The organism is Micromonospora sp. AB353 (genome assembly GCF_049538395.1).
Classification (GTDB): Bacteria; Actinomycetota; Actinomycetes; order Mycobacteriales; family Micromonosporaceae; genus Micromonospora; species Micromonospora aurantiaca.
Genome location: NZ_JBMVFV010000003.1, coordinates 102,580 through 124,775 on the forward strand (window position 1 = coordinate 102,580; position 22,196 = coordinate 124,775).

General features: G+C 73.7%; 21 protein-coding genes and 1 pseudogene. 19 read left to right on the forward strand and 3 right to left on the reverse strand.

Annotated elements, in window-relative coordinates; translation table 11 throughout:
- The first annotated feature begins 121 nt into the window (after positions 1-121).
- The 10 genes from ACPCK6_RS02465 to ACPCK6_RS02510 all read left to right on the forward strand — a co-directional run bounded on the left by ACPCK6_RS02465 (position 122) and on the right by ACPCK6_RS02510 (position 10,458).
- The gene (locus ACPCK6_RS02465; RefSeq protein WP_318332988.1) at positions 122-445 is read left to right on the forward strand and encodes a hypothetical protein; all 324 of its coding nucleotides are present in this window, start codon (positions 122-124) and stop codon (positions 443-445) included.
- 255 nt (positions 446-700) lie between these two features.
- On the forward strand, positions 701-3,535 hold the full coding sequence (locus ACPCK6_RS02470) for a Na+/H+ antiporter subunit A (protein ID WP_423480213.1): 2,835 nt from the start codon (positions 701-703) through the stop codon (positions 3,533-3,535).
- Positions 3,532-4,014, forward strand: coding sequence for a Na(+)/H(+) antiporter subunit C (locus ACPCK6_RS02475; protein ID WP_423480214.1), 483 nt, complete (start codon positions 3,532-3,534; stop codon positions 4,012-4,014). Before ACPCK6_RS02470 ends, ACPCK6_RS02475 begins: the two co-directional genes overlap by 4 nt.
- Positions 4,011-5,516 carry a Na+/H+ antiporter subunit D gene (locus ACPCK6_RS02480; RefSeq protein WP_423480215.1) on the forward strand — a complete coding sequence of 502 codons (1,506 nt, stop codon included), beginning with the start codon at positions 4,011-4,013 and terminating at the stop codon, positions 5,514-5,516. Before ACPCK6_RS02475 ends, ACPCK6_RS02480 begins: the two co-directional genes overlap by 4 nt.
- Positions 5,513-6,163 (forward strand): Na+/H+ antiporter subunit E, encoded by a 651-nt coding sequence (locus tag ACPCK6_RS02485; protein WP_318332992.1) that lies wholly within the window; start codon positions 5,513-5,515, stop codon positions 6,161-6,163. Before ACPCK6_RS02480 ends, ACPCK6_RS02485 begins: the two co-directional genes overlap by 4 nt.
- Entirely contained in the window at positions 6,160-6,423 is a 264-nt protein-coding gene (locus tag ACPCK6_RS02490) for an MrpF/PhaF family protein (RefSeq protein ID WP_120571077.1), read from the forward strand. The genes ACPCK6_RS02485 and ACPCK6_RS02490 overlap by 4 nt, the downstream gene beginning before the upstream one ends.
- A complete protein-coding gene (gene mnhG, locus ACPCK6_RS02495; protein WP_423480216.1) occupies positions 6,420-6,755 on the forward strand; it encodes a monovalent cation/H(+) antiporter subunit G in 336 nt (111 codons plus the stop codon). Before ACPCK6_RS02490 ends, mnhG begins: the two co-directional genes overlap by 4 nt.
- Before the next feature lie 163 nt (positions 6,756-6,918).
- A complete protein-coding gene (locus tag ACPCK6_RS02500) occupies positions 6,919-8,274 on the forward strand; it encodes a hemolysin family protein (protein ID WP_318332993.1) in 1,356 nt (451 codons plus the stop codon).
- Positions 8,271-9,335, forward strand: coding sequence for a hemolysin family protein (locus ACPCK6_RS02505; RefSeq protein ID WP_318332994.1), 1,065 nt, complete (start codon positions 8,271-8,273; stop codon positions 9,333-9,335). The genes ACPCK6_RS02500 and ACPCK6_RS02505 overlap by 4 nt, the downstream gene beginning before the upstream one ends.
- 193 nt (positions 9,336-9,528) lie before the next feature.
- The gene (locus ACPCK6_RS02510) at positions 9,529-10,458 is read left to right on the forward strand and encodes a sporulation protein (protein WP_423480217.1); all 930 of its coding nucleotides are present in this window, start codon (positions 9,529-9,531) and stop codon (positions 10,456-10,458) included.
- A gap of 82 nt (positions 10,459-10,540) precedes the next feature.
- Here ACPCK6_RS02510 and leuE read toward each other — a convergent pair whose 3' ends face one another.
- Positions 10,541-11,203, reverse strand: coding sequence for a leucine efflux protein LeuE (gene leuE / locus ACPCK6_RS02515; RefSeq protein ID WP_013284720.1), 663 nt, complete (start codon positions 11,201-11,203; stop codon positions 10,541-10,543).
- Entirely contained in the window at positions 11,200-12,447 is a 1,248-nt protein-coding gene (locus tag ACPCK6_RS02520; RefSeq protein ID WP_318332996.1) for a bifunctional pyridoxamine 5'-phosphate oxidase family protein/GNAT family N-acetyltransferase, read from the reverse strand. The genes leuE and ACPCK6_RS02520 overlap by 4 nt, the downstream gene beginning before the upstream one ends.
- 38 nt (positions 12,448-12,485) lie before the next feature.
- On the opposite strand from ACPCK6_RS02520, the gene ACPCK6_RS02525 reads away from it, so the two are divergent.
- Both ACPCK6_RS02525 and ACPCK6_RS02530 read left to right on the forward strand, forming a co-directional pair.
- The gene (locus ACPCK6_RS02525; RefSeq protein ID WP_423480218.1) at positions 12,486-13,823 is read left to right on the forward strand and encodes an aminotransferase class I/II-fold pyridoxal phosphate-dependent enzyme; all 1,338 of its coding nucleotides are present in this window, start codon (positions 12,486-12,488) and stop codon (positions 13,821-13,823) included.
- An 80-nt stretch (positions 13,824-13,903) separates the two neighbouring features.
- The gene (locus ACPCK6_RS02530; RefSeq protein WP_423480219.1) at positions 13,904-14,602 is read left to right on the forward strand and encodes a UdgX family uracil-DNA binding protein; all 699 of its coding nucleotides are present in this window, start codon (positions 13,904-13,906) and stop codon (positions 14,600-14,602) included.
- A 1-nt stretch (position 14,603) separates the two neighbouring features.
- Here ACPCK6_RS02530 and ACPCK6_RS02535 read toward each other — a convergent pair whose 3' ends face one another.
- Positions 14,604-15,260 (reverse strand): 4a-hydroxytetrahydrobiopterin dehydratase, encoded by a 657-nt coding sequence (locus ACPCK6_RS02535; protein ID WP_423480220.1) that lies wholly within the window; start codon positions 15,258-15,260, stop codon positions 14,604-14,606.
- 83 nt (positions 15,261-15,343) lie between these two features.
- Here ACPCK6_RS02535 and ACPCK6_RS02540 point away from each other — a divergent pair, with 83 nt between their 5' ends.
- From ACPCK6_RS02540 to ACPCK6_RS02570, 7 genes and pseudogenes are all read left to right on the forward strand, one after another.
- Positions 15,344-15,868 carry a hypothetical protein gene (locus tag ACPCK6_RS02540; RefSeq protein ID WP_423480221.1) on the forward strand — a complete coding sequence of 175 codons (525 nt, stop codon included), beginning with the start codon at positions 15,344-15,346 and terminating at the stop codon, positions 15,866-15,868.
- A 20-nt stretch (positions 15,869-15,888) separates the two neighbouring features.
- Positions 15,889-17,031 (forward strand): acyl-CoA dehydrogenase family protein, encoded by a 1,143-nt coding sequence (locus ACPCK6_RS02545; RefSeq protein WP_396883580.1) that lies wholly within the window; start codon positions 15,889-15,891, stop codon positions 17,029-17,031.
- 69 nt (positions 17,032-17,100) lie between these two features.
- Positions 17,101-18,413 (forward strand): annotated as a pseudogene (locus ACPCK6_RS02550) (MFS transporter).
- Positions 18,404-18,604: a DUF3046 domain-containing protein gene (locus ACPCK6_RS02555; protein WP_091190932.1), complete on the forward strand. Its 201-nt coding sequence runs from the start codon at positions 18,404-18,406 to the stop codon at positions 18,602-18,604. The pseudogene ACPCK6_RS02550 and the gene ACPCK6_RS02555 overlap by 10 nt, the downstream one beginning before the upstream one ends.
- A 185-nt stretch (positions 18,605-18,789) precedes the next feature.
- Entirely contained in the window at positions 18,790-19,839 is a 1,050-nt protein-coding gene (recA, locus tag ACPCK6_RS02560; RefSeq protein WP_013284729.1) for a recombinase RecA, read from the forward strand.
- 11 nt (positions 19,840-19,850) lie between these two features.
- Positions 19,851-20,543 (forward strand): regulatory protein RecX, encoded by a 693-nt coding sequence (locus ACPCK6_RS02565; RefSeq protein ID WP_423480222.1) that lies wholly within the window; start codon positions 19,851-19,853, stop codon positions 20,541-20,543.
- Between the two features lie 49 nt (positions 20,544-20,592).
- Positions 20,593-21,297 (forward strand): 3-keto-5-aminohexanoate cleavage protein, encoded by a 705-nt coding sequence (locus ACPCK6_RS02570; protein ID WP_423480223.1) that lies wholly within the window; start codon positions 20,593-20,595, stop codon positions 21,295-21,297.
- The last annotated feature ends 899 nt before the right edge of the window (positions 21,298-22,196 follow it).

Genomic DNA, 22,196 nt, shown 5'->3' on the forward strand with positions numbered 1-22,196 from the left:
CGCGCCCGGCAGTCGAAGAATGGAATGGGCGATTATTCCGTTAAGTCTTACTTAACTGCTTGCTTGTGGGCTGCAACATAAAGTAACTTCACTCGCGATGCGGCGTGGGGTGGAGGCGTGGATGACCGTCGAGGAGCGAGGCCGGGGGTCCGGAACCGACGTGCTCATCCGCAAGGTCGACAGTCGACTGGCCGCGCTCCGCGCCGGGCTGCACGGTCCTGATCTGGAGCTGGCCGAGGAACTCGCCGCGCGGCTGCGCGAGATGATCCTGGCGACCGCCCGGTCCAGCGCCGCCGACCGCGCCCGGGTCCGGGCTGCCGTGCACTACTTCGTCCAGCGCCGGGAGAGCCGGGACGCCCGGCTGCCGCTGCGCTCCCTGGCCGCCGCCCAGCGCGCGGCAGACCGCGCCGCCCACCAGTTGGCCACCCCCAACCCCACCCCCTGACCGCCCTCTCCCACCTGTCTCCCCGCCCTTCCGCGCCTCCCCACCACCCCGGTGATCAAGGAGTTCGCGGCGGGTTCCGGCGCGTTTCCGGACACGAACTCCTTGATCAGCGGGCGATGGAGCGGGTGCACGCCGGGTGGGCGGGTGGGGTAAGGGTGGGTTTTGGGGAAAACCGCCCGGTTCGGTGCCTCTGTGGCGTGTGATCGGTTGTGACACCAGCGTGTTCGCGCGCTGTCACCTCGACCGGGAGTACGCGTGCTCGTCCTGCTGATCGTGCACCTGGTGGCGGCGCTGCTCGCCCCGCTGCTGGTCCGCCGGTGGGGTCCGCGCGCCTGCCTCCTGCTCGCGCTCGCCCCGGCCGCCACGGCGGTCTGGGCGGCGGCGCACACCGGGGCGGTACGCGACGGCGGCGAAGTGGTCGAGACGTACCAGTGGATCTCGCAGCTCCAGCTCGACGTGGCGCTGCGCGTCACGACGCTGTCCTGGCTGATGCTGCTGCTCGTCGGCGGCGTCGGCGCGCTCGTGCTGGTCTACTCCGCCCGCTACTTCCCGCCCGGGTCCATCGGGCTGGCCCGGTTCGCCGCCGTCATGGTCGCCTTCGCCGGGGCGATGCTCGGCCTCGTCGTCTCCGACGACCTGCTGCTGCTCTACGTCTTCTGGGAACTGACCACGGTCTTCTCGTACCTGCTCATCGGGCACAGCACCGAGCGCCGGTCCAGCCGGTGGGCCGCCGCGCAGGCGCTGACAGTGACCACGCTGGGCGGGCTCGCCATGCTCGTCGGGTTCCTGCTGCTCGGCCACCACGCCGGGGGCTACCGGTGGTCGGCGGTGGCCTCGGCTCCGCTGCCCGGCGGCGGGTACCTGGTCGTCGCGGTGCTGCTGATCCTCGCCGGGGCGCTGGCCAAGTCCGCGGTGTTCCCGTTCAACGCGTGGCTGCCGGTGGCGATGGCCGCCCCGACACCGGTGAGCGCGTACCTGCACGCGGCGGCGATGGTGAAGGCCGGCATCTTCCTCATCGGACTGCTCGGCCCGGTGCTCGCCCCGGTCGACGGGTGGCGGCCGGTCACCGTGGCCGCCGGACTGGTCACGCTCGTCATCGGCGGGTGGGCGGCGCTGCGCCAGACCGACCTGAAGCTGCTGCTGGCGTACGGCACGGTCAGCCAGCTCGGCCTGCTGACAGTGGTGTTCGGCGCGGGCACCCCGAAGGCGGCGCTGGCCGGGGTCGCGATGCTGGCGGCACACGCCCTGTTCAAGGCGGCGCTGTTCCTCGTCGTCGGCATCCTCGACCACGAGGCCGGCACCCGTGACCTGCGGGAGCTGTCCGGGGTCAGGCGGACCGCGCCGGTGCTGGCCGTCGTCGCCACGCTTGCCGCCGCCTCGATGGCCGGGGTGCCGCCGCTGCTCGGGTTCGTCGGGAAGGAGGCGGCGCTCGCCGCGTTCACCGGTGCTCCGCTGGTGCTGACCGTGCTGGTGGTGGGCAGCGCGCTCACCGTCGCGTACAGCATCCGGTTCCTCTGGGGCGCGTTCGGCACCCGGCCCGGCACGCCGGACACCGAGCTGGCCCGGCCGCCCGCCGCGATGCTCGTACCCCCGGCGTTGCTCGCCGTGGCGGGGCTCGCCGCCGGTCCGGCGGCCGGGTGGCTGAGCGGCCTGTTCGAGCCGTACGCCGAGCTGTTCGGGCCGGTCGAGGAGCACCTGGCGCTCTGGCACGGACCCACGGCGGCGCTCGGCCTGTCCGCCCTCGTGCTGGCCGGCGGCGTGGTGCTGCACCTGGTCCGCGGCCCGCTGGCGCCCGCGCTGGCCCGGCTGCGCTCGCCGGTGGGCGGCAACCAGGGGTACGAGTGGGTGACGCACGCCTTCGACCGGCTCGCCATCGAGGTCACCGGTGCCACCCAGCGTGGGTCGCTGCCGCAGTACCTCGGCACCGTGCTGCTCGTGCTGGTGTTCGTGCCGGGCGGGGCGATGATCGCCACCGCGCCGTGGCGGGTCGACCTGGCGGTCTGGGACAACCCGGCCCAGCTCGTGGTCTGTGTGGTGATCGCGGTCGCCGCGCTGCTCGCGGTCGGCGCGCGCCGCCGGCTCACCGCGATGCTGCTCGTCGGCGTGACCGGCTACGGCACCGCGATGATGTTCGTCCTCTACGGCGCGCCGGACGTGGCACTGACCCAGTTCCTCGTGGAGACCGCGACGATCGCCGTGTTCGTGCTGGTGCTGCGGCGGCTGCCGGAGCGCTTCTCGGCCCGTCCGCTGCGCCGCAGCCGCTGGGTCCGCCGCGGCATCGGGATCGCCACCGGTGTGGTGATGGCCGGTCTGGCGCTGGCCGCGGCCGGGGCGCGGCGGGCGCCGTCGATCTCCGCCGGCTTCCCGGACCTGGCCCTGCTCGAGGGGTACGGCCGCAACGTCGTGAACGTGACGCTCGTCGACATCCGGGCCTGGGACACGATGGGGGAGATCTCGGTGCTCGTGGTCACCGCGACCGGCGTGGCCAGCCTGATCTACGAGCGGTCCCGCACCGGGCCGCGTCCCCGCCGTCCCCCACCGGCCGCGATGCGCGCCGGGGACCGGCGCACGGTGTGGCTGCGCGGCGGGCAGACGCTGCCGGAACGGCGGCGGTCGATCGTGTTCGAGGTGGTCACCCGGCTGATCTTCCACACCGTCCTGATCTTCTCGCTGTTCCTGCTCTTCTCCGGGCACAACGCCCCCGGTGGCGGCTTCGCCGGCGGGCTCGTGGCCGGCCTCGCGCTGGCCCTGCGCTACCTGGCCGGCGGCCGGTACGAGCTGGCCGAGGCGGCACCGGTCGGGGCCGGCACGGTGCTCGGCGCGGGTCTGGGCGTCTCGGTCGGCAGCGGCGTGCTCGGCCTGGCGCTCACCGGCGAGGTGCTCCAGAGCGTGAAGGTCAATCTGTGGCTGCCGGTGGTCGGTGACTTCTACCTGATCACGTCGCTGTTCTTCGACATCGGCGTCTACCTGGTGGTGGTCGGGTTGGTGCTGGACATCCTGCGCAGCCTGGGCGCCGAGGTGGACCGGCACGTGGAGGCGGCGGGCGAGGCCGGCCGGGGTCTGGTCGTCCAGCGCGAGGGCCGACCATGATTCGCGGGGCGGCCGGGCCGACGCTGGTGCTGGTGCTGGCGGTCGGGGTGCTCGTCGCCGCCGGTGTCACGCTGCTGCTGGAACGCAGCCTGACCCGGATCCTGCTCGGCATCATCCTGCTCGGCAACGGCGTGAACCTGCTCATCCTGCTCGGCGGGCGGTCCGGTGCCGCCCCGCTCGTGGGTTCCGCGTCGCGGGGCGAGATGAGCGACGCGCTGCCGCAGGCCATGGTGCTCACCGCAGTGGTCATCACGTTCGGGCTGACCGCGTTCCTGCTCGCCGTCGCCTACCGGAGCTGGTACACCAGCGGCGACGACGAGGTGCAGGACGACCTGGAGGACCGGCAGATCGTCCGCCTCGCCGAGAGCAACGAGGTGTCCACGGCGGACCTCGGCGGCGAGGGCCCGGACGGCGACCCGGAACAGGTGGACCCGGAGCCGGCCCGTCGACGGTTGCGCCGGGACGGGGAGAACCCGTGAGCGGCCTCGTCCCGCTGCCGGTGGTGGTGCCGCTGCTCGGCGCGGCGCTCACCCTCGTGCTGTCCGGCCGGCCCCGCCTGCAGCGGTCGATCAGCGTGCTCTGCCTGTCCAGCGTCCTGGTGGTGGCGGCGGTGCTGCTGGTGGAGGCGTACCGGTTCGGGCCGGTGGTGGTGCAGGTGGGCGGCTGGCCGGCGCCGGTGGGCATCGTGCTGGTGGCGGACCAGCTCGCGGCGCTGATGGTGCTCGTCTCCTCGGCGGTGACGCTGTGCGTGCTGCTCTACTCGATCGGCCAGGGCCGGGGGGAGACCAGCGAGACCGCGCCGGTGAGCATCTTCCACCCCACGTACCTGGTGCTGACGGGGGGCGTGACGAACGCCTTCCTGGCCGGGGACCTGTTCAACCTGTTCGTCGGCTTCGAGATCCTGCTGGCCGCGAGCTTCGTGCTGATCACGCTCGGCGGCACCGAGGTGCGGTTGCGGACCGGATCGACGTACGTGGTGGTCAGCATCCTGTCGTCGCTGCTGTTCCTCTCCGCCGTGGGGCTGGTGTACGCGGCCACCGGCACGCTGAACATGGCCCAGCTCGCCGGCCGGCTGGACGCGCTGCCGTCGGGCGTACGCCTGACCCTGCAACTGACGCTGCTGCTCGCGTTCGGGATCAAGGCGGCGGTGTTCCCGCTGTCGGCGTGGTTGCCGGACAGCTACCCGACCGCGCCCGCGCCGGTGACCGCGGTCTTCGCCGGCCTGCTCACCAAGGTCGGCGTGTACGCGATCATCCGCACCGAGACGCTGCTGTTCCCCGGCGGCCAGGTCGCCACGCTGCTGATGGTGGTGGCCGGGCTGACCATGGTGGTGGGCATCCTCGGCGCGGTGGCCCAGTCGGACCTGAAGCGGCTGCTGTCGTTCACGCTGGTCAGCCACATCGGCTACATGATCTTCGGGGTGGCTCTGAGCAGCGTCGCCGGCCTGTCCGGGGCGATCTTCTACGTGGTGCACCACATCACCATCCAGACCACGCTGTTCCTGGTCGCCGGACTGGTCGAGGAACGCGCCGGCAGCACCGACCTGCGCCGGATCGGCGGCCTGGCGCGGATCGCGCCGATGCTCGGCGTGCTCTTCTTCGTCCCCGCGATGAACCTCGCCGGCATCCCGCCGTTCTCCGGCTTCCTCGGCAAGCTCGGGCTGCTCCAGGCGGGCGTCGCAGCGGGCGGGACGCTGCCCGCCGTGCTGGTTGCCGCGGGCACCCTGACCAGCCTGCTCACGCTCTACGCGGCCTCCCGGGTGTGGAACATCGCGTTCTGGCGGGAGCCCCGGCTCGCCACCACCACCCCGCCGGCCCAGCTGCCCGGGCTGATGGTCGGGGCGACCACCGCCCTGGTGGCGCTGGGCGTGCTGTTCACGCTGGTGGCCGGGCCGCTGTTCCAGGTCACCGCCGACGCGGCCACCGACCTGCGCGAGCGCACCCCGTACGTGCGGGCGGTCCTGCCCCGGGACGTGCCGTGACCGACGACCTGCCCCCGGGCGGGGGCGCGACCGGTGAGCCCACCGGCGTACCCCGTGCGGCACCCGCCCCCGACGCCCCCGCGCCGGCCGTCGGCCGGGGCGGGCGGCGGCGGGACCAGGCGGTCGCGCTCGGCTGGCTGGTCGTCGCCTGGATGCTGCTGTGGGGCGACGTGTCCTGGGGCAACCTCGTCACCGGGCTGGTGGTCGGCGTGGCCGTGCTGCTGTTCTTCCCGCTGCCGCCGGTCACGTTCGGCGGCCGGGTCCGCCCCCGCGCGCTGCTGGTGTTCGCGGCGACGTTCGTCGCGGAGCTGGTCAGCGCCAGCGTGCACGTGGCAGCACTGGCGCTGCGCTTCGGCTACCGCCCGCGCGGCGCGATCATCGCGGTGCCGCTGCGCGTGCGCACCGACCTCAACCTGGCGCTCACCGCCGAGGTGATCTCGCTGGTGCCGGGCACGCTGATCCTCGACGTCGACCGGGCCGCGGGCGTGCTCTACGTGCACGTGCTCGACGTGCGCGGACCCGAGGACATCACCGGCAGCCGCGAGCGCGTGCTCGCCGTCGAACGGCGCATCGTCCGCGCCATCGGATCTCCCGACGAGGTACGCCGGCTCGACCTCGAACCCGCCGAACGGAGGAACCACCCGTGACAGTCCTGCTCGCCGTCGCGTTGACCGTGCTGCTCTCGGCCACCGCGCTGCTCGCCCTGGCCCGGATCTACCGCGGCCCGTCCCTGCTCGACCGGGTCGTCGGCGCCGACCTGCTGCTGTCGGCGATGCTCGCCGCGGTGGGGGCGGAGGCCGCCGTGAACCGGCACGCCACCACGCTGCCCGTGCTGGTGGTGCTCTCGCTGCTCGGCTTCATCGGGTCGGTGTCGCTGGTGCGCTTCGCGGTCCGGGCCGAATCATGAGTGCCGGCGCGGTCGCGGACTGGGTGGGCGGGGTGCTGCTGCTGGCCGGGGCGCTGCTGGCCCTGGTCGCCGGCATCGGGCTGGTGCGCTTCCCGGACGTGCTGGACCGGATGCACGCGGCCACCAAGCCGCAGGTGCTGGGCGTCCTGCTGCTGCTGGCCGGGCTGGCGCTGCGCCTGCGTACCCCCTCGGACCTGGGCATGCTGGTCCTGGTGGCGATCTTCCAGCTCTCCACCGCGCCGGTGGCCGCGCAGATGATCGGCCGGGCCGCGTACCGTTCCGGGCGGGTCGACCGGACGCTGCTGGACGCCGACGAGCTGGCCGGACGCTGAACCGGACGTGCGGGAGGCTTCCCGGCACCCTCAGCGAACGTCCAGCGGGTACCGATAAAATGGGCTGCATGATCGACTCTCCTGCCCCGGAGGGCAGCAGTAGCCGGCCGGGTAATACCCGGCGAATTCCCTCCCCGACGACCCCGGGAGCCCTGAACCTCCCGTGTTGATCCTCGTCGGTCTCCTTCTCATCACCGTCCTCACCGCCGCCACCGGTTACTTCGTGGCCCAGGAGTTCGGTTACGTCGCCGTGGACCGAGGCAAGCTCAAGCAGCTCGCCGACGATGGCGACCGTGCCGCGGCCCGGGCCCTGGAGGTGACCGGGCGGCTCTCCTTCATGCTGTCCGGCGCGCAGCTCGGCATCACCGTGACCGCCCTGCTCGTCGGTTACGTCGCCGAGCCGTACCTGGGCGCCGGGCTGGCCGACCTGCTCGGCGTGGCCGGGCTGTCCAGCTCGGTGTCGCTGCCGCTGTCGGTGGCCCTCGCCCTGATCATCGCCACCGTGGTGCAGATGGTCCTCGGCGAGCTGGCCCCGAAGAACCTGGCCATCGCGCGGGCCGAACCGCTCGCCCGGGCGCTGTCCCGGTCCACCCTGATCTACCTGAAGATCGCCGGTCCGTTGATCACGCTGTTCGACCGGGCCGCCGTACGGCTGCTCCGCCGCATCGGCATCGAGCCGATCGAGGAGCTGCCCAGCGGCGCCACCCCGAAGGACCTGGAACAGATCATCGCCGAGTCCCGGGAGGAGGGGCACCTCGACGCCGAGATGTCCGACCTGCTGGACCGGGGTCTGGACTTCCGCGAGCTGACCGCCGGCGAGGCGATGGTGCCGCGCGTCGACGTGCACACCATCCGGGCCGACGAACCGGTCAGCCGGATCGTCGAGCTGCTGGACACCGGCCACTCCCGGTTCCCGGTGCGCGGCGCCGAGGGCGTCGACGACCTGGTCGGCGTGGTCGGCATCGCCGACGTGCTCGGGGTGCCCCCGGCGCAGCGCGCGACCACCCGGGTCGACGCGGTGGCCGTACCCCCGTTGCTGGTGCCCGAGACGCTGCCGCTGCCGACGGTGCTGGACCGCCTGCGGTCCGGGCACCGGCAGCTCGCCTGCGTGGTCGACGAGTACGGCGGTTTCGCCGGCGTGATCACGCTGGAGGACCTGGCCGAGGAACTGGTCGGGCCGATCCGCGACGAGGACGACCCGCCGGACCGGGCCGCGGCCCGGCAGGAGGACGGCTCCTGGGTGGTCCCGGCGCGCTGGCGCATCGACGAGGTCGCCGACAGCACCGGCATCGAACTGCCCGAGGCGCCCGAGTACGACACGCTCTCCGGTCTGGTGATGCGGGAGCTGGGCCGGGTGCCCGAGGTCGGTGACCGGCTGGAGATCCCGGTCGCCACGGACGGCGACGAGCCGGCCGGCGGCCCGCGGGTGCTGGTCGAGGTGCTGGCGGTGGACCGGCACGTGGCCGACTCGGTGCGGCTGCGGCCCGCCGCCTCGGTGTCCGGGGAGGGTTCCGCATGAGCCCCGGATTCGCGTTGTTCTTCTCCGTGGTGCTGCTGGCGCTCAACGGGTTCTTCGTGGCCGCCGAGTTCGCGCTCGTCGCGGCCAAGCGGTACCGCCTCGAACAGGCGGCCGCCGGTGGCGGCCGGGCGGCCCGCGCGGCGCTGGACGGCGTCCGCGAGCTGAGCCTGATGCTGGCCGGCGCGCAACTCGGCATCACGCTGTGCACGCTGGGTCTGGGCGCGCTGGCCGAACCGGCCATCGAGCACCTGCTCAGCCCGCTACTGCACGCGGTCGGCCTGCCCGAGGCGGTCAGCCACGTGGTGGCGCTGGTGTTCGCGCTGTCGCTCGTGACGTTCCTGCACCTGGTGGTCGGTGAGATGGCCCCGAAGTCGTGGGCGATCACCGACGCGGAGCGTTCGGCGATGCTGCTGGCGCTGCCGTTCCGGGCGTTCGCCCGGATCGCCCGGCCGGTGCTGTCCGTGCTCAACGGGCTCGCGAACGCGATGCTGCGCCTGTTCGGGGTGCAGCAGCAGGACCAGCTCGCCCAGGTGCACGGCCCGGACGAGCTGCGCATCCTGCTGGAACAGTCCCGGGAGCACGGGCTGCTCGGCGCCGAGCAGCACCAGCTGCTGACCAGCATGCTGGAACTCCAGGGCACCACAGTCGCCCAGGTGATGGAGCCGTTCGACCGGATCGTCACGGTGGGCCGGAGCGAGACCGCCGAGCGGATCGAGCACGTCTCCCGCGACAGCGGCCGGTCCCGGCTCGCCGTGGTCGACACCGGTGGTGAGGTGTGCGGCCTGGTGCACGTACGCGAGGCGGTGCGCGCCGTCACCACCGGCCGTCCGGCGACCGCGGAGGAGCTGATGACCAGCGCCTTCACGCTGCCGGCCGAGGCGTCGGTGACCGAGGCGGTGGCCGCCATGCGGGCGCGGCAGGCGCAGCTCGCGCTGGTGAGCAACGGTGGCGGGCCGACCCGCCCGATCGGGTTCGTCGCGCTGGAGGACCTCCTGGAGGAGGTCATCGGCGAGTTCGACGACGAGACCGACCCGGTGCCGCGAGGCCGCCGGATGCGCTGACCGTCCTGATCCGTACCGGCCCGGCGAGGTGGGAGACCACCTCGCCGGGCCGGCGTCTTTCCGCTTCCCGGCGTCTTTCCGCTTCCGGCGTCGGCTTCGCGGGCGTCCGTTGCCGGCGGCGGGCGGTGGGCGGCCCTCGGCCGGTGGCCGTCTCGGTCGGGCATGGCCGGGCGGGCAGCGGGAAAGCCCCGGCATGCGGTTGACCGGCGTGTCGCGGGACTCCGCCTGGACCGGGCTCTCGGTGAGCACCACGCTGCCCAACCCGAGCACCCGGCCGGGCCTGCGCCTGCCGGGCCGGGTGACGCTCGCCGCCGGCGGATCGGACGTACCGGTCCGGCACATCCGGCTCGGGCTGGTCACCCAGGTCGAACCGGAGGACCCGGAGGCGCCGCGCCGCCTGGTGCAGTTCCAGACGTGGACGATCGCGGGACGGTTCGTGGTGCCGGCCGGACGGCGGCGGGCCGTCGAGTTCGCCGTGCCGCTGCCGTGGGAGTCGCCGGTGACCACGTACGGCGGGGTGCCGCTGCTGAGCCTGCGTACCGGGCTGCGCACCGAGGTGTCGGTGGACCCGGAGGTCGACCAGGGCGCGATGGTGCCGGTGCTGATCCACCCGCTGCCCGCCCAGGAGCACGTGCTCGCCGCGCTGGACACGCTCGGCTTCGCGATCCGGCAGGCCGGGCTGCGCGAGGGGCGGCTGCCGGGGGTGGAGCAGACGCTGCCGTTCCAGCAGTGGTACGGCTTCTGGGCCGCCCCGCTCTACGCCGGCCCGATGACCGAACTCGAAATGATCATGCTGACCGACTCGGCCGGCATGGAGGTGCTGCTCTGGCTGGACCGGCGGCTCTCCCTGGCCGGGATCACCCACCAGAGCATCAGCCGGTTCCGGGTCTGGCACGCCGGTGCCGACAAGCGCGACTGGGTGGCCACTGTGGACGGCTGGCTGCGGCACGCCATCGACAGGCACGCGGCCGCCGCCGCGCACGCCGACTGGTCGGCCACGATCCGCGAGTCGGCGCACGTCAGCCGCCCGCCCGACCGTCCGGTCGCGCCGGGTTACGGCCTCGGGGGTACGGCCGGCGGCGCGGGCATCGGAGGCGGTGGCGGAGGCGGCGACGGCACGTGAGCGCGTGCGTGTGCGCGTGTTCGTTGTTAAGAAGGGGCCCCTGCTCTACCGGAGGCGTTAAGAAGGGGCCCTTCCTTACACCTCAGCCGGCGGCGAGCTTCAGGCTGAACCCGAGGAACAGCACCGCGACCGCCGTGGTGCCGCTCGCGGCCAGCCGCCGGCGCTGCCGGAACTGGGCCGCCAGGTACGTGCCGGTGAAGATCAGCACGGTCAGGTAGAGCGCGCTGGCGACCTGCGCGATCAGCCCGAGCAGCAGGAACGACAGCGCCGGCCACGCGTACCCGGGGTCGACGAACTGGATGAAGAACGAGACGAAGAACAGGATCGCCTTCGGGTTGAGCAGGCTGATCACCAGCGCCCGCCGGAACGGCTCCCGCTGTTCGGCCGGCTCCACCTCGTCGATCAGGCGCGGCGTGGCCGGGTCGTTGCGGTCGCGCCAGCGCCGCCACGCACCACGCAGCATGGCCAGCCCCAGATACCCGAGGTACGCCGCGCCGGCGTACTTGATCACCAGGTAGAGCGGGGGGTACGCCTGGAGCAGCGAGGCCACCCCGGCGGCGGAGAGCACCATCAGCACCGCGTCGCCGACGAACACCCCGGCGGCGGCCCGGTAACCGGTGGCCACGCCCCGGCGGGCGGCGGTGGCCAGCACGAAGAGCGAGTTCGGGCCGGGCAGCAGCACGATCGCCACGGTGCCCAGCACGTACGTCCAGATGTCGGTGATCCCCAGCACGCCGGACATCATGACGCCGCGCCGGCCGCCGGGCGAAGCCTTTCCCGCAGGCTGACCTGTGCATTCGGCCACTCCTGCGCGAGCATCGAGTACTGCACGGTGTCCCGCCAGGAGCCGTCGGCGCGTTGCTTGTGCTGTCGCAGCACGCCCTCCCGGCTCGCGCCGAGCCGTTCGATCGCGCGCTGCGAGCGGTCGTTGCGGATGTCGGTGTGCCAGACCACGCGGACCGCGTCGAGGTCGTCGAAGGCCCGGCCCAGCAGGAGCAGCTTCGCCTCGGTGTTCACGCCGGTACGCCACCAGGGGCGGCCCAGCCAGGTGTAGCCGATCGCCAGTGACCGGCGGACCGGGTCGATCTCGTAGAAGGAGGTCGTGCCGATCACCGCGCCGGTGACGGCACAGCGCTGGGTCCAGCACACCTGCTCGCCGCGTTCCTGCGCGTCCAGGTAGGCGGCGACCACCCGGCGCATCTCGGCGGCGTCGGCCGGCTGCGTACCGCCCAGGTGCCGCCACACCTCCGGATCGGCGGTGGCGGCGTACAGCTCGTCGGCGTGGGCGAGGTCGAGCGGCTCCAGCACGACGTGCTCGCCGCGCAGCAGCGCCGGTTCGTGCCACGGCGAGCGGGCCGAGCGCAGGTACGCCGGCACCGGCGCGCTCACGCCGGGTGCGGGTTCGGGGCGGCCCGGCGTGAGCCGCAGCGGCACCACACCGGCCCAGTACGGCAGCGCCTCGTCGGCCGGCTCGTCGTTGACGCCGCCGGTGCGCATCCGTACCGACACCTCGCGCAGGGGCAGCGCCAGCACGGCGGTCTCGGCCAGCTCGCGCCGGTTCGGCGGGCGGCTGTCGGCGGACCGGCCGGCGGCGACCTTCTCCACCAGCGCGGTCAGCACCGCCGCCTTCTCGCCGGCGTCGTCGACCAGGTGGGCGGTGCCGTGCGCCACCACCGACCGGTAGTTGGCGCTGTGGTGGAACTGGGAGCGGGCGTAGATCAGCCCGTCGAGGTGGGTGACGGCGACGCAGACCCTCAGCCCGGCCTCGCCCCGGGCGGCGAGCAGCGGCCGGCTGCCGGTGGACCCGTGCAGGTAGAGCGTGTCGCCGATGCGCACGTGCAGGGTCGGCAGGATGCGCGGCTCGCCGTCCACTGTGAACGACAGCGCGCAGTGGTACGCCTCGTCCAGCAGCGCGTGGGCGGTGGCCCGGTCGTAGTGCATCCGGTCGCGGGTGCGGGTGGCGGTGGTGCGTTCGGTCGGGGCGTACACGTGACATCCCACCTTTGTTCTAGTACAATCTTCGAACTGTGGCAGCACAATATCAGGTCACCGGCTCGACCTCCGCCGCGATTTCGGCAAGCGTCGAATCCGGCATCCGCACCGGCGATCTCGCCCCCGGCGACGCCCTGCCCGCCGTCCGCGCGCTCGCCGCCGAGCTGGACGTCAGCCCGGCCACCGTCGCGAAGGCGTACCAGGAACTGCGGCAACGCGGCCTGGTCGCGACCGCCGGCCGGCACGGCACCCGGGTCCGCCCCCGCCCGCCGGTCGCCGGTCGCCGTGCCGCGCTGCTGCCCCCGCCGCTGCCCGGCGGCCGCGACCTCTCCGCCGGCCAGCCCGACCCCCGGCTGCTGCCCCCGCTCGGCCCGCACCTGGCCGCGCTCGCCGCCGAGATCGGACCTCCCGGCGGCTACGCGACCGACGCCGTGCTGCCCGACCTGGCCGCCCTGGCCCGCGACCGGCTCGCCGCCGACGGCGTGCCGACCGGCGCGCTCACCGTCACCGGCGGTGCGCTCGACGGCATCGAACGGTTGCTCGCCGCCCACCTGCGCCCCGGCGACGCGGTGGCGGTGGAGGATCCGGGCTGGGCCAACCTGCTCGACCTGATCGCCGCGCTCGGGCTGCGTACCGTCGGGGTGCCGGTGGACGACGAGGGCCCCACCGTCGGCGGGGTCCGGGCGGCGCTCACCGCCGGGGTCCGGGCGCTCGTGGTGACCAGCCGGGCGCAGAACCCGACCGGCGCGGCCGTCTCCGCCGACCGGGCCGCCGCGCTGCGGACGCTGCTCGCCGGCCGGGCCGACCTGCTGCTGATCGAGGACGACCACGCCGCCGAGCTGGCCCGCGTACCAGTGCATCCGCTCGCCGGGGCGACAGCGGCGTGGGCCTTCGTCCGGTCGGTGAGCAAGCCCTACGGGCCCGACCTGCGGCTCGCGGTGCTGACCGGCGACGAGGCCACAGTGGCCCGGGTGGCCGGGCGGGCCCGGGTCGGCGCCGGCTGGGTCTCCACGGTGCTGCAACGCCTGGTCGTGTCGCTCTGGCGCGACCCGGCCACCGCCGAGCTGGTCCGGCGCGCGGCGGACAGCTACGACAGGCGGCGCGACGGGCTGGTGGCCGCGCTCGCCGCGCGCGGGGTGGCGGCGCACGGGCGTACCGGGATCAACGTCTGGGTGCCGGTGCCCGACGAGACGGTGGCGATCACGACACTGCGCGACGCCGGGTGGTCGCTCGCCCCCGGCGGCCTGTACCGGATCGCTGCCGCCCCCGCCGTGCGCGTCTCGGTGAGCGCGCTGGACGAGGCCGACGTCCCCGCGCTCGCCGACGCCCTCACCGGTGGAAGGAAGGGCCCCCTCTTAACGCATTCGGTATAGGAAGGGCCCCTTCTTAACACCTCCGGACAGCGCGGCGGGCCGCTCGCGTGCGCGCCGCCCGACGGGGTAGAACGATCGGCATGGCCGAGACCGAGAGCGCACCCGGCGCACAGGAGTTCATCCCGCCGTCGGCGGACACCATCGACGAGCTGCGCGCCGCAGCGGGCGACTGCCGGGGCTGTGAGCTGTACCGGGACGCCACCCAGACCGTCTTCGGCCGCGGCGACGAGCACGCGCGCGTGGTCTTCGTCGGCGAGCAGCCGGGCGACATCGAGGATCAGAAGGGGCTGCCGTTCGTCGGGCCGGCCGGGCGGCTGTTGCGCAAGGCCGTCGACGACGCGGCACTCGACCCCGCCCAGATCTACCTGACGAACGCCGTGAAGCACTTCCGCTTCGAGCTGCGCGGTAAGCGGCGCATCCACCAGACCCCGGACCGCGTGCACGTCACCGCCTGCCGGCCGTGGCTGGTCGCCGAGTTCGCCCGGCTGCGCCCGGAGATCGTGGTGGTGCTCGGCGCCACCGCCGCCAAGGCGCTGCTCGGCCCGAGCTTCCGGGTGACGAAGCAGCGCGGCGAGCTGCTGCCCTGGCCCGCCGCCGCCCAGCACCCGGAGGACTTCGAACGGGTGCCGGTCGACCGGACGGGCGCCATGGCCGACGCCCCGGCGGCCCGGCTGCTCGCCACCATCCACCCGTCGGCGGTGCTGCGTGCCGACAACCAGGACGTCGCGTACGAGGGCCTGGTCGCCGACCTGAAGGTGGCCGCCAAGGCGCTGCGCTGAGTCAGGCGCGCTGCTGCCAGGTGCACAGGCACACGCGGTTGCCGTCCGGGTCGGCGAGCACCCAGAAGCTCGGCGCCTCCGCGTCACTGACGAGCGTCCCACCGGCCGCCAGCGCGGCGGCGATGCGCGCCTCCACCTCGGCCGGGTCGACCCACACGTCCGGATGCCACCGCTGCCGTGGCTCGTCCCGGCCGGAGCGCTGGAACCAGACGGTCGGCAGCACGCCGTCCGGGTCGCGTACCTCGTCGTCGTCCGGGCCGCGGCCGTCCGGCGCCTGCCAGGCCAGGACCGCCCGCCAGAACGGCAGCACCACGGCGTGCTCGGGGGTGTCCAGCGCGAGTTCCAGGCGGGCCAGCCCGGCCGCCGACAGGGTCAGCCCGGCGTCCGCGGCCAGCGCCGCGATCGTCCGGGCCAGCCGCAGGTCACGCCCTGTCACGCCACCCGCGTCGTGCGACCACAGCCGCACGTCCACGTGGGTGTAGCGCAGGTCCAGATCCGGATGATGATCGACCCGCTCGGCCTCCGCGCCGACCGCGGCCACCAGCGCCAGTCCGGCCGCGAAATCGGGGGTACGGATGCGCGTCTGCAACGCCCCCAGCAGGTACGTCCACCCGTCCAGCCCGGCCTCGGCCACCTGTTTCCCCGTGAGTGTGCTCATCCGGCCATCCTGGCGTGCCTCCCGCCGGCCCGCCACCATCCACAGGGGATTGCGGGGCGGTGCGCGCGGGTACGGCCCCCGGCATGGCGAATCCCCGAGGGTCACTGCTCCGGTTGGGTGCTCCGGGCCCCTACGTGGTGCACACACTGATCTTCGGAATCGCCTCGGTGCCGGTCCGGCTCTGGTTGGACCGGGACGGCTCTCTGCCCGCTGTGGTGCTCGAGTCCGGCCTCAACGCGGTGATCTGGGGACTCCTCTTCGTCTTCCTGCTGGGGCGGTTCGGAAAGCCGCGTCGCGTCGAGGCGGAGCGGGTCGCCGCCTGGGCGGTCACCGAGACCGCGCTGCGCCGGGGCGAGCCGCCCGCCGACGAGGCGGGGCGCGCGGCGGTGGCGGACAACCTCGCCGCGGTACGCCGGGGAGCGCTGTTCGGAGCGGTCGGCGGCGTGGTGCTGCTCGGCCCGCTGATCGTGCTCGCGATCCGCGCCGGGTGGGAGTTCGCCGCCGCCGGGTTCGGGATCATCCTGGTCGCGATCCTGGCCGAGGCCGTTCGTACCGGCCGCCGGGAGCGGCGGCTGCGAGCGGCGCTCACCCCTGTCCAGGGCGGGTGAGCGGTGCCAGACTTGCCGGCATGGAGCAGCATCTCTACGAGCCCGTCCACGACGAGTTCCGTGACCTGTGCCGCCGGTTCCTGACCCGGGAGGCGGTGCCGCACCACGAGCGCTGGGAGGCCGACGGGATCGTCGACCGGGAGGTCTGGCGGGCGGCCGGCGCGGCCGGGCTGCTCGGCCCGGACGTGGATCCCGAGTACGGCGGCGGCGGGCAGCGCGACTTCCGGTTCAACGCGGTGCTGGACGAGGAGATCGTCGCTGCCGGGTGCACCGGTCTGGGGTTCGGGCTGCACAACGACGTGGTCGCGCCGTACCTGACCGAGCTGACCACCGGCGACCAGCGCAAGCGGTGGCTGCCGGGCTTCTGCTCCGGCGACCTGGTCACCGCCATCGCGATGAGCGAGCCGGGCGCGGGCAGCGACCTGGCCGGCATCCGCACCACTGCGGTCCGCGACGGCGACAGCCTGGTCCTCAACGGGCAGAAGACGTTCATCACCAACGGTGAGATGGCCGACCTGGTGGTCGTGGTGGCCAAGACCGCACCGGACCAGGGCGCGCACGGGGTGAGCCTGGTCGTGGTGGAGAGCGGCACGCCGGGCTTCAGCCGGGGCCGCCGCCTGGCGAAGGTCGGCCTGAAGGCCAACGACACCGCCGAGTTGTTCTTCGACGACTGCCGGGTGCCGGCGGAGAACCTGATCGGCACCGAGAACCACGGCTTCTACCACCTGATGGCCAACCTGCCCCGGGAGCGGCTGAGCATCGCCGTCGCGGCGGTGGCGGCCTGCGAGAAGCTGCTCGCGCTGACCATCGAGTACGCCCGCTCCCGCGAGGCGTTCGGGCGGCCGATCGGCCGGTTCCAGCACAACCGGTTCCTGCTGGCCGAGCTGGACACCGAGGTCACCATCGCGCGCACGTTCGTCAACCACTGCGTCGCCGAGTTCAACGCGGGCCGCCTCTCGGTGACCGACGCGGCGAAGGCCAAGTGGTGGACCACCGAGTTGCAGACCAAGGTCGCCGACCGGTGCGTCCAGTTGCACGGCGGCTACGGCTTCATGGCGGAGTACCCGGTGGCGAAGGCGTGGCTGGACAGCCGGGTGCAGACCATCTACGGCGGCACCACCGAGATCATGAAGGAGATCATCGGCCGGGGCCTCGGCCTGTAGCGAAACCGGGTGCCGGCCGGACGGGCCGGTGCGGGAGGATGGGGCACCCGTCCCCACCAGGAGCGCCGCATGTCCACCGACCTGACCGCGCCGGCCCCGCCCCGGCCCGACGTCGCCGGCATCCAGCGGCGTACCGTCCGGCTGCTCTTCCTCACCCAGATCATCGGCGGCATCGGCGTCACCATCGGCATCTCGGTCGGCGCGCTGCTCGCCGCCCGGGTCGCCGGCACGGCCCTGGCCGGGCTGGCGCAGAGCGCCGGGGTGGTCGGGGCCGCGCTGCTCGCCATCCCGGTCACCCGGCTGATGACCGCGCGGGGCCGGCGGCCGGGGCTGGTCCTCGCGTACGCGGTCGGCGCGGTCGGCGGCGTGCTGGTGGTGGTCGCCACCGTGACGCGCCTGGTGCCGTTGCTCTTCGTCGGCATGCTGCTGTTCGGCGGCGGCACGGCGGCCAACCTCCAGGCCCGCTACACGGCGGTGGACCTGGCCGAGCCGCAGCGCCGGGGACGGCAGCTCTCGCTGGTGGTCTGGGCCACCACCATCGGCGCGGTGGCCGCGCCGAACTTCGCCGCGCTCGCCGACGAGACCACCCGGGGCTGGGGCCTGCCGGCGCTGGCCGGCCCGTTCGCCTTCAGCGCCGTCGCGTTCACGCTCACCGCCGTCGTACTCCTGGTCCTGCTCCGGCCGGACCCGCTGCTCACCGCGCGCCGGCTGACGGCGGCCGAGCCGGTGCCGGGCGCCGCACCGGCTGTCGCCCGCCGCGGTGGCATGGCCGCCGCGTGGCGCACGGTACGCGGGCGGCCGGCCGCCCGCCTCGGCATCGCCGCTGTCGCGGTGGGGCACCTGGTGATGGTCGCGGTGATGTCGATGACCCCGGTGCACCTCGGCGAGTGGCACTCCGACGCGGACGTGCTACCAGTGGTCGGCCTGGTGCTGAGTCTGCACATCGCCGGCATGTACGCGCTGTCGCCGGTGGTGGGGTGGCTCACCGACCGGTTCGGCCGGCGGCCGGTGATCCTCGGTGGGGTGGCGCTGCTGCTCGCCGCGTGCGCGGTCTCCGGCACCTCGGGGCACAGCACACCGCTGCTGTCGGTGGGGCTGGCGCTGCTCGGGCTGGGCTGGTCGGGCACGATGGTGGCAGGCTCGACGTTGCTGTCGGAGTCGGTGCCCACCGCCGACCGGCCCGGCGTGCAGGGCCTGTCCGACCTGCTCATGGGGCTGGCCGGGGCGGGCGCGGCGGCGGCGAGCGGGTTCGTCATGCGGGCCGCGGGGTACCCGACGCTCACCCTGCTGTCGGCGATCGCCGTGGTGCCGCTGGTGGCGCTGGCACTGCGCCGTCCCGGCACGGCACCACTCGACGAGGAGGACTGAACACGTGCGGCTGACCGACTTCTGGACGCGGCTGGAGGAGGCGTTCGGGCCCGGCTACGCGGCCAGCATCGCCAGCGACCAGGTGCTGTCCCAGCTCGGCGGGCGGACCATCGAGCAGGCCCTCGCCGCCGGTGAGGAGACGCACGTGGTCTGGCGCGCCGTGGTCGCCGCCTACCCGGACCGGGTGCCCGCCCGGCTACGCTGAGCAGCCTTTTCGTCGATCCCGCGTGTCGCTTGCCCAGTCGTACACCTGTTCGGCTATTGTCCACAGCGGGGTGCTCGTCCACAGCTCACGGCCCGTCGGCTGGTTTTCTGTCGGACCCAGCGCCTAGCGTGTCCCGCGTGACGCGAAGCTCAGGAAAGACGCCGGCGAAGGCAGGGGTGGCAACGATGGCAGCAGGGCCTGACCGGGAGAAGGCGCTCGACCTTGCTCTCGCTCAGATCGACAAGCAGTTCGGCAAGGGTTCGGTGATGCGGCTGGGGGAGCGGCCCGTCGTGCAGACGGCTGTCATCCCGACCGGCTCCATCGCGCTCGACGTGGCGCTCGGCGTGGGCGGTCTGCCCCGCGGCCGGGTGGTCGAGATCTACGGTCCGGAGTCCAGCGGTAAGACCACCGTCGCGCTGCACGCGGTGGCGAACGCCCAGCGGGCCGGCGGCATCGCCGCGTTCATCGACGCGGAGCACGCGCTCGACCCGGAGTACGCGCGGGCCCTCGGCGTCGACACCGACGCCCTGCTGGTCTCCCAGCCGGACACCGGCGAGCAGGCGCTGGAGATCGCGGACATGCTGGTCCGCTCCGGCGCGATCGACATCATCGTGATCGACTCGGTGGCGGCCCTGGTGCCGCGCGCCGAGATCGAGGGCGAGATGGGCGACAGTCACGTCGGCCTCCAGGCCCGGCTGATGAGCCAGGCGCTGCGGAAGATCACCGGCGTGCTCAACAACACCGGCACCACCGCGATCTTCATCAACCAGCTCCGCGAGAAGATCGGCGTGATGTTCGGCAGCCCGGAGACCACCACCGGTGGCCGGGCGCTGAAGTTCTACGCCTCGGTCCGGCTCGACGTGCGCCGCATCGAGAGCCTCAAGGACGGCACCGACGTGGTCGGTAACCGCACCCGGGTCAAGGTCGTGAAGAACAAGGTCGCGGCGCCGTTCAAGCAGGCCGAGTTCGACATCATGTACGGCAAGGGCATCTCCCGCGAGGGCTCGCTGATCGACGTCGGCGTGGAGCAGGCGATCATCCGCAAGTCCGGCGCCTGGTACACCTACGACGGTGACCAGCTCGGCCAGGGCAAGGAGAAGGCCCGCGAGTTCCTCCGCGAGAACCCGGACGTGGCGGCCGAGATCGAGAAGAAGATCCTGGAGAAGCTCGGCGTCGGCACCGGTGGTGCGGGCGACGCCGCCGGTGGCCCGGAACTGCCGCCGGTCGACTTCTGATCCGCTGACCCGTGGCAGGACGACGCGCCCGTACGGGCCGGGGCTGGGATGCCGGCCCACCCCGTACGGGCGACGCCACAGGTACGCCCCGGCCTCGCCGGGGGCGCCGTGATCGCGCGGCGGAGCCCGATGCAGGGGAGGCTCCGGCTCCGCCGCGCGACGAGGCCGAGGTGGCCCGGGAGATCTGCCTGCGGCAGCTCGCGGTGCGCCCGCGCACCCGGGCCGAGCTGGCCGGCGCGCTGGCCCGGCGTGGCATCTCCGAGGAGGTCGCCGAGCAGGTCCTCGACCGGTACGACGAGGTCGGCATCGTCGACGACGCCGCCTTCGCCCGCGCCTGGGTGAGCAGCCGGCACAACGGCCGCGGGCTGGCCCGCCGGGCGCTCGCCAACGAGCTGCGCCAGCGCGGCGTCGACGGCGAGGTGGCCGGCGCGGCGCTGGACGGGCTGGACGAGGAGACCGAGGCGCAGACCGCTCGTGCCCTGGTGGACCGCAAGCTGCGCACCGCCAGGGGCGAGCCGGACGCGGTGTTCCGGCGCCTGGTCGGCATGTTGGCGCGCAAGGGCTACCCGGCCGGGGTGGCGATCCGGGCGGTGAAGGACGCGCTCGCCGCGCAGAGCGCCGAGGCGGCCGAGTTCGCCGAGCACATCGACGCCGACGCGATGGCCGACGCCGAGCACGACCTCGACTCCCGCCGGCTCGACTGACCGCCGGCGGCCGGTGTCGCGGCCGCCGTCCCGAGGGGAGGCGCACACCGTGCTGAAGGCGTGTCTCAACGGCACCCGGCGGCGGGACGAGCACCCCGCCGTCCCGCTCACAGCGGCCGAACTGGCCGCCGACGCGGTGCGTTGCGCGGCCGCCGGGGTGGCGGCGGTGCACGTGCACCCGCGCGACGACGCCGGAGCCGAGTCGCTCGACCCGGCGGTGATCGCCGCTGCGGTCACCGCCATCCGCGACGCCCGTCCCGGCCTGCCGGTCGGCGTGAGCACCGGCGCCTGGATCGTCCCCGACCCGGCCGCGCGGGTCGCCGCCGTCCGCGCCTGGACGGTGCTGCCCGACTTCGCCTCGGTCAACGCCCACGAACCCGGGGCCGCCGAGGTGGCCGCCGCCCTGCACGAGCGCGGCGTGCTGGTCGAGGCCGGCCTGTGGACGCCGGCGGCTGTCGACGCCTGGCGCCGCTGGTCCACGCCCACCGGGCGGATCCTCGTCGAGTGCATGGCCGAGCAGGTCGAGACGGCTCTCGCCGACGCGGCGTCGATCCTCGCCGCCCTGCCCGACGGGCGCCCGCCGGTGCTGCTGCACGGGGAGGGCCCGGCCACCTGGCCGGTGTACGCGGAGGCGGTCCGGCGGGGTCTGCACACCCGGATCGGCCTGGAGGACACGCTGCTGCTGCCCGACGGCACTCAGACCCCCGACAACGCCACCCTGGTAACCACAGCCCGCACCACCGCCGCCCGCTGACCCTCCCCGCCCGGCCCTCCGCCCAGGCCCGGTCCAGCCCGGTCCAGCCCGGTCCAGCCCGGTCCAGCCCGGTCCAGCCCGGTCCAGCCCGGTCCAGCCCGGTCCAGCCCGGTCGATCATGAAGTTGACGGCACTTCCCGTCCGTTTTGTCCAGGCCGACTTCATGATCACGCCCGTCAACCTCATGATCGTCCGGGTGGAGTTGGGTCGGGGTGCCCTCATGTGCCTGCGACGGTCCGGGTGGTCCGGCGCGGTGATCAAGGGGTTTGTGTCACCGGAGGGGGCAGTGGAGTGACGCCAACTCCTTGATCGTGGGGGCGAGTGGCGGGCGGCGTCGATGGGGGAGGGCGCCTGAGCAGGTCGGGAGTGCCGGGAAGTGGCGACGGAGGGCGGGGTTTGTCCTGGCCTGTCCGGCATCTGATCACCAGTGAGTGACGCCGTAACTTCTCTCCGTCCGGGTGGTTTGATCATGACTCCTTGACCGAACGGCCCCTCGCGACCTAGCCTCGCCATACAGGCTCACTTTGCCCGACCAGCGCAGGCTAAGCGCACAACATAGATCTCGTAACAGAACAGCATCACTTTGGCCAGCTACACCGGCCCTTGACGGAAGCTCCGGAACCTTTCGGAGCCTCCGACAACTGCAACCGGCCGCCAGCGGTGCCCCACGCGGGACACCGCCGACGGAAAGCTGCCCACAGCCAGCCGCTCCGGTCGGGCGTCCAGAGCCGCAGGCGCGTGTCCTTCGCGCGTGTCCTGCGGCGCCGACGTTCAGGGGGAGGCGGCCATGGCAGGGCGGCACAGGTTCACCGGCGGTCTGCCACACGGCCCCGACCCCGCATCGGCGGGCGACAGCCCGGCCACCGGGTATCGACGAGCCGGCGACGCCGGCCGGGCCG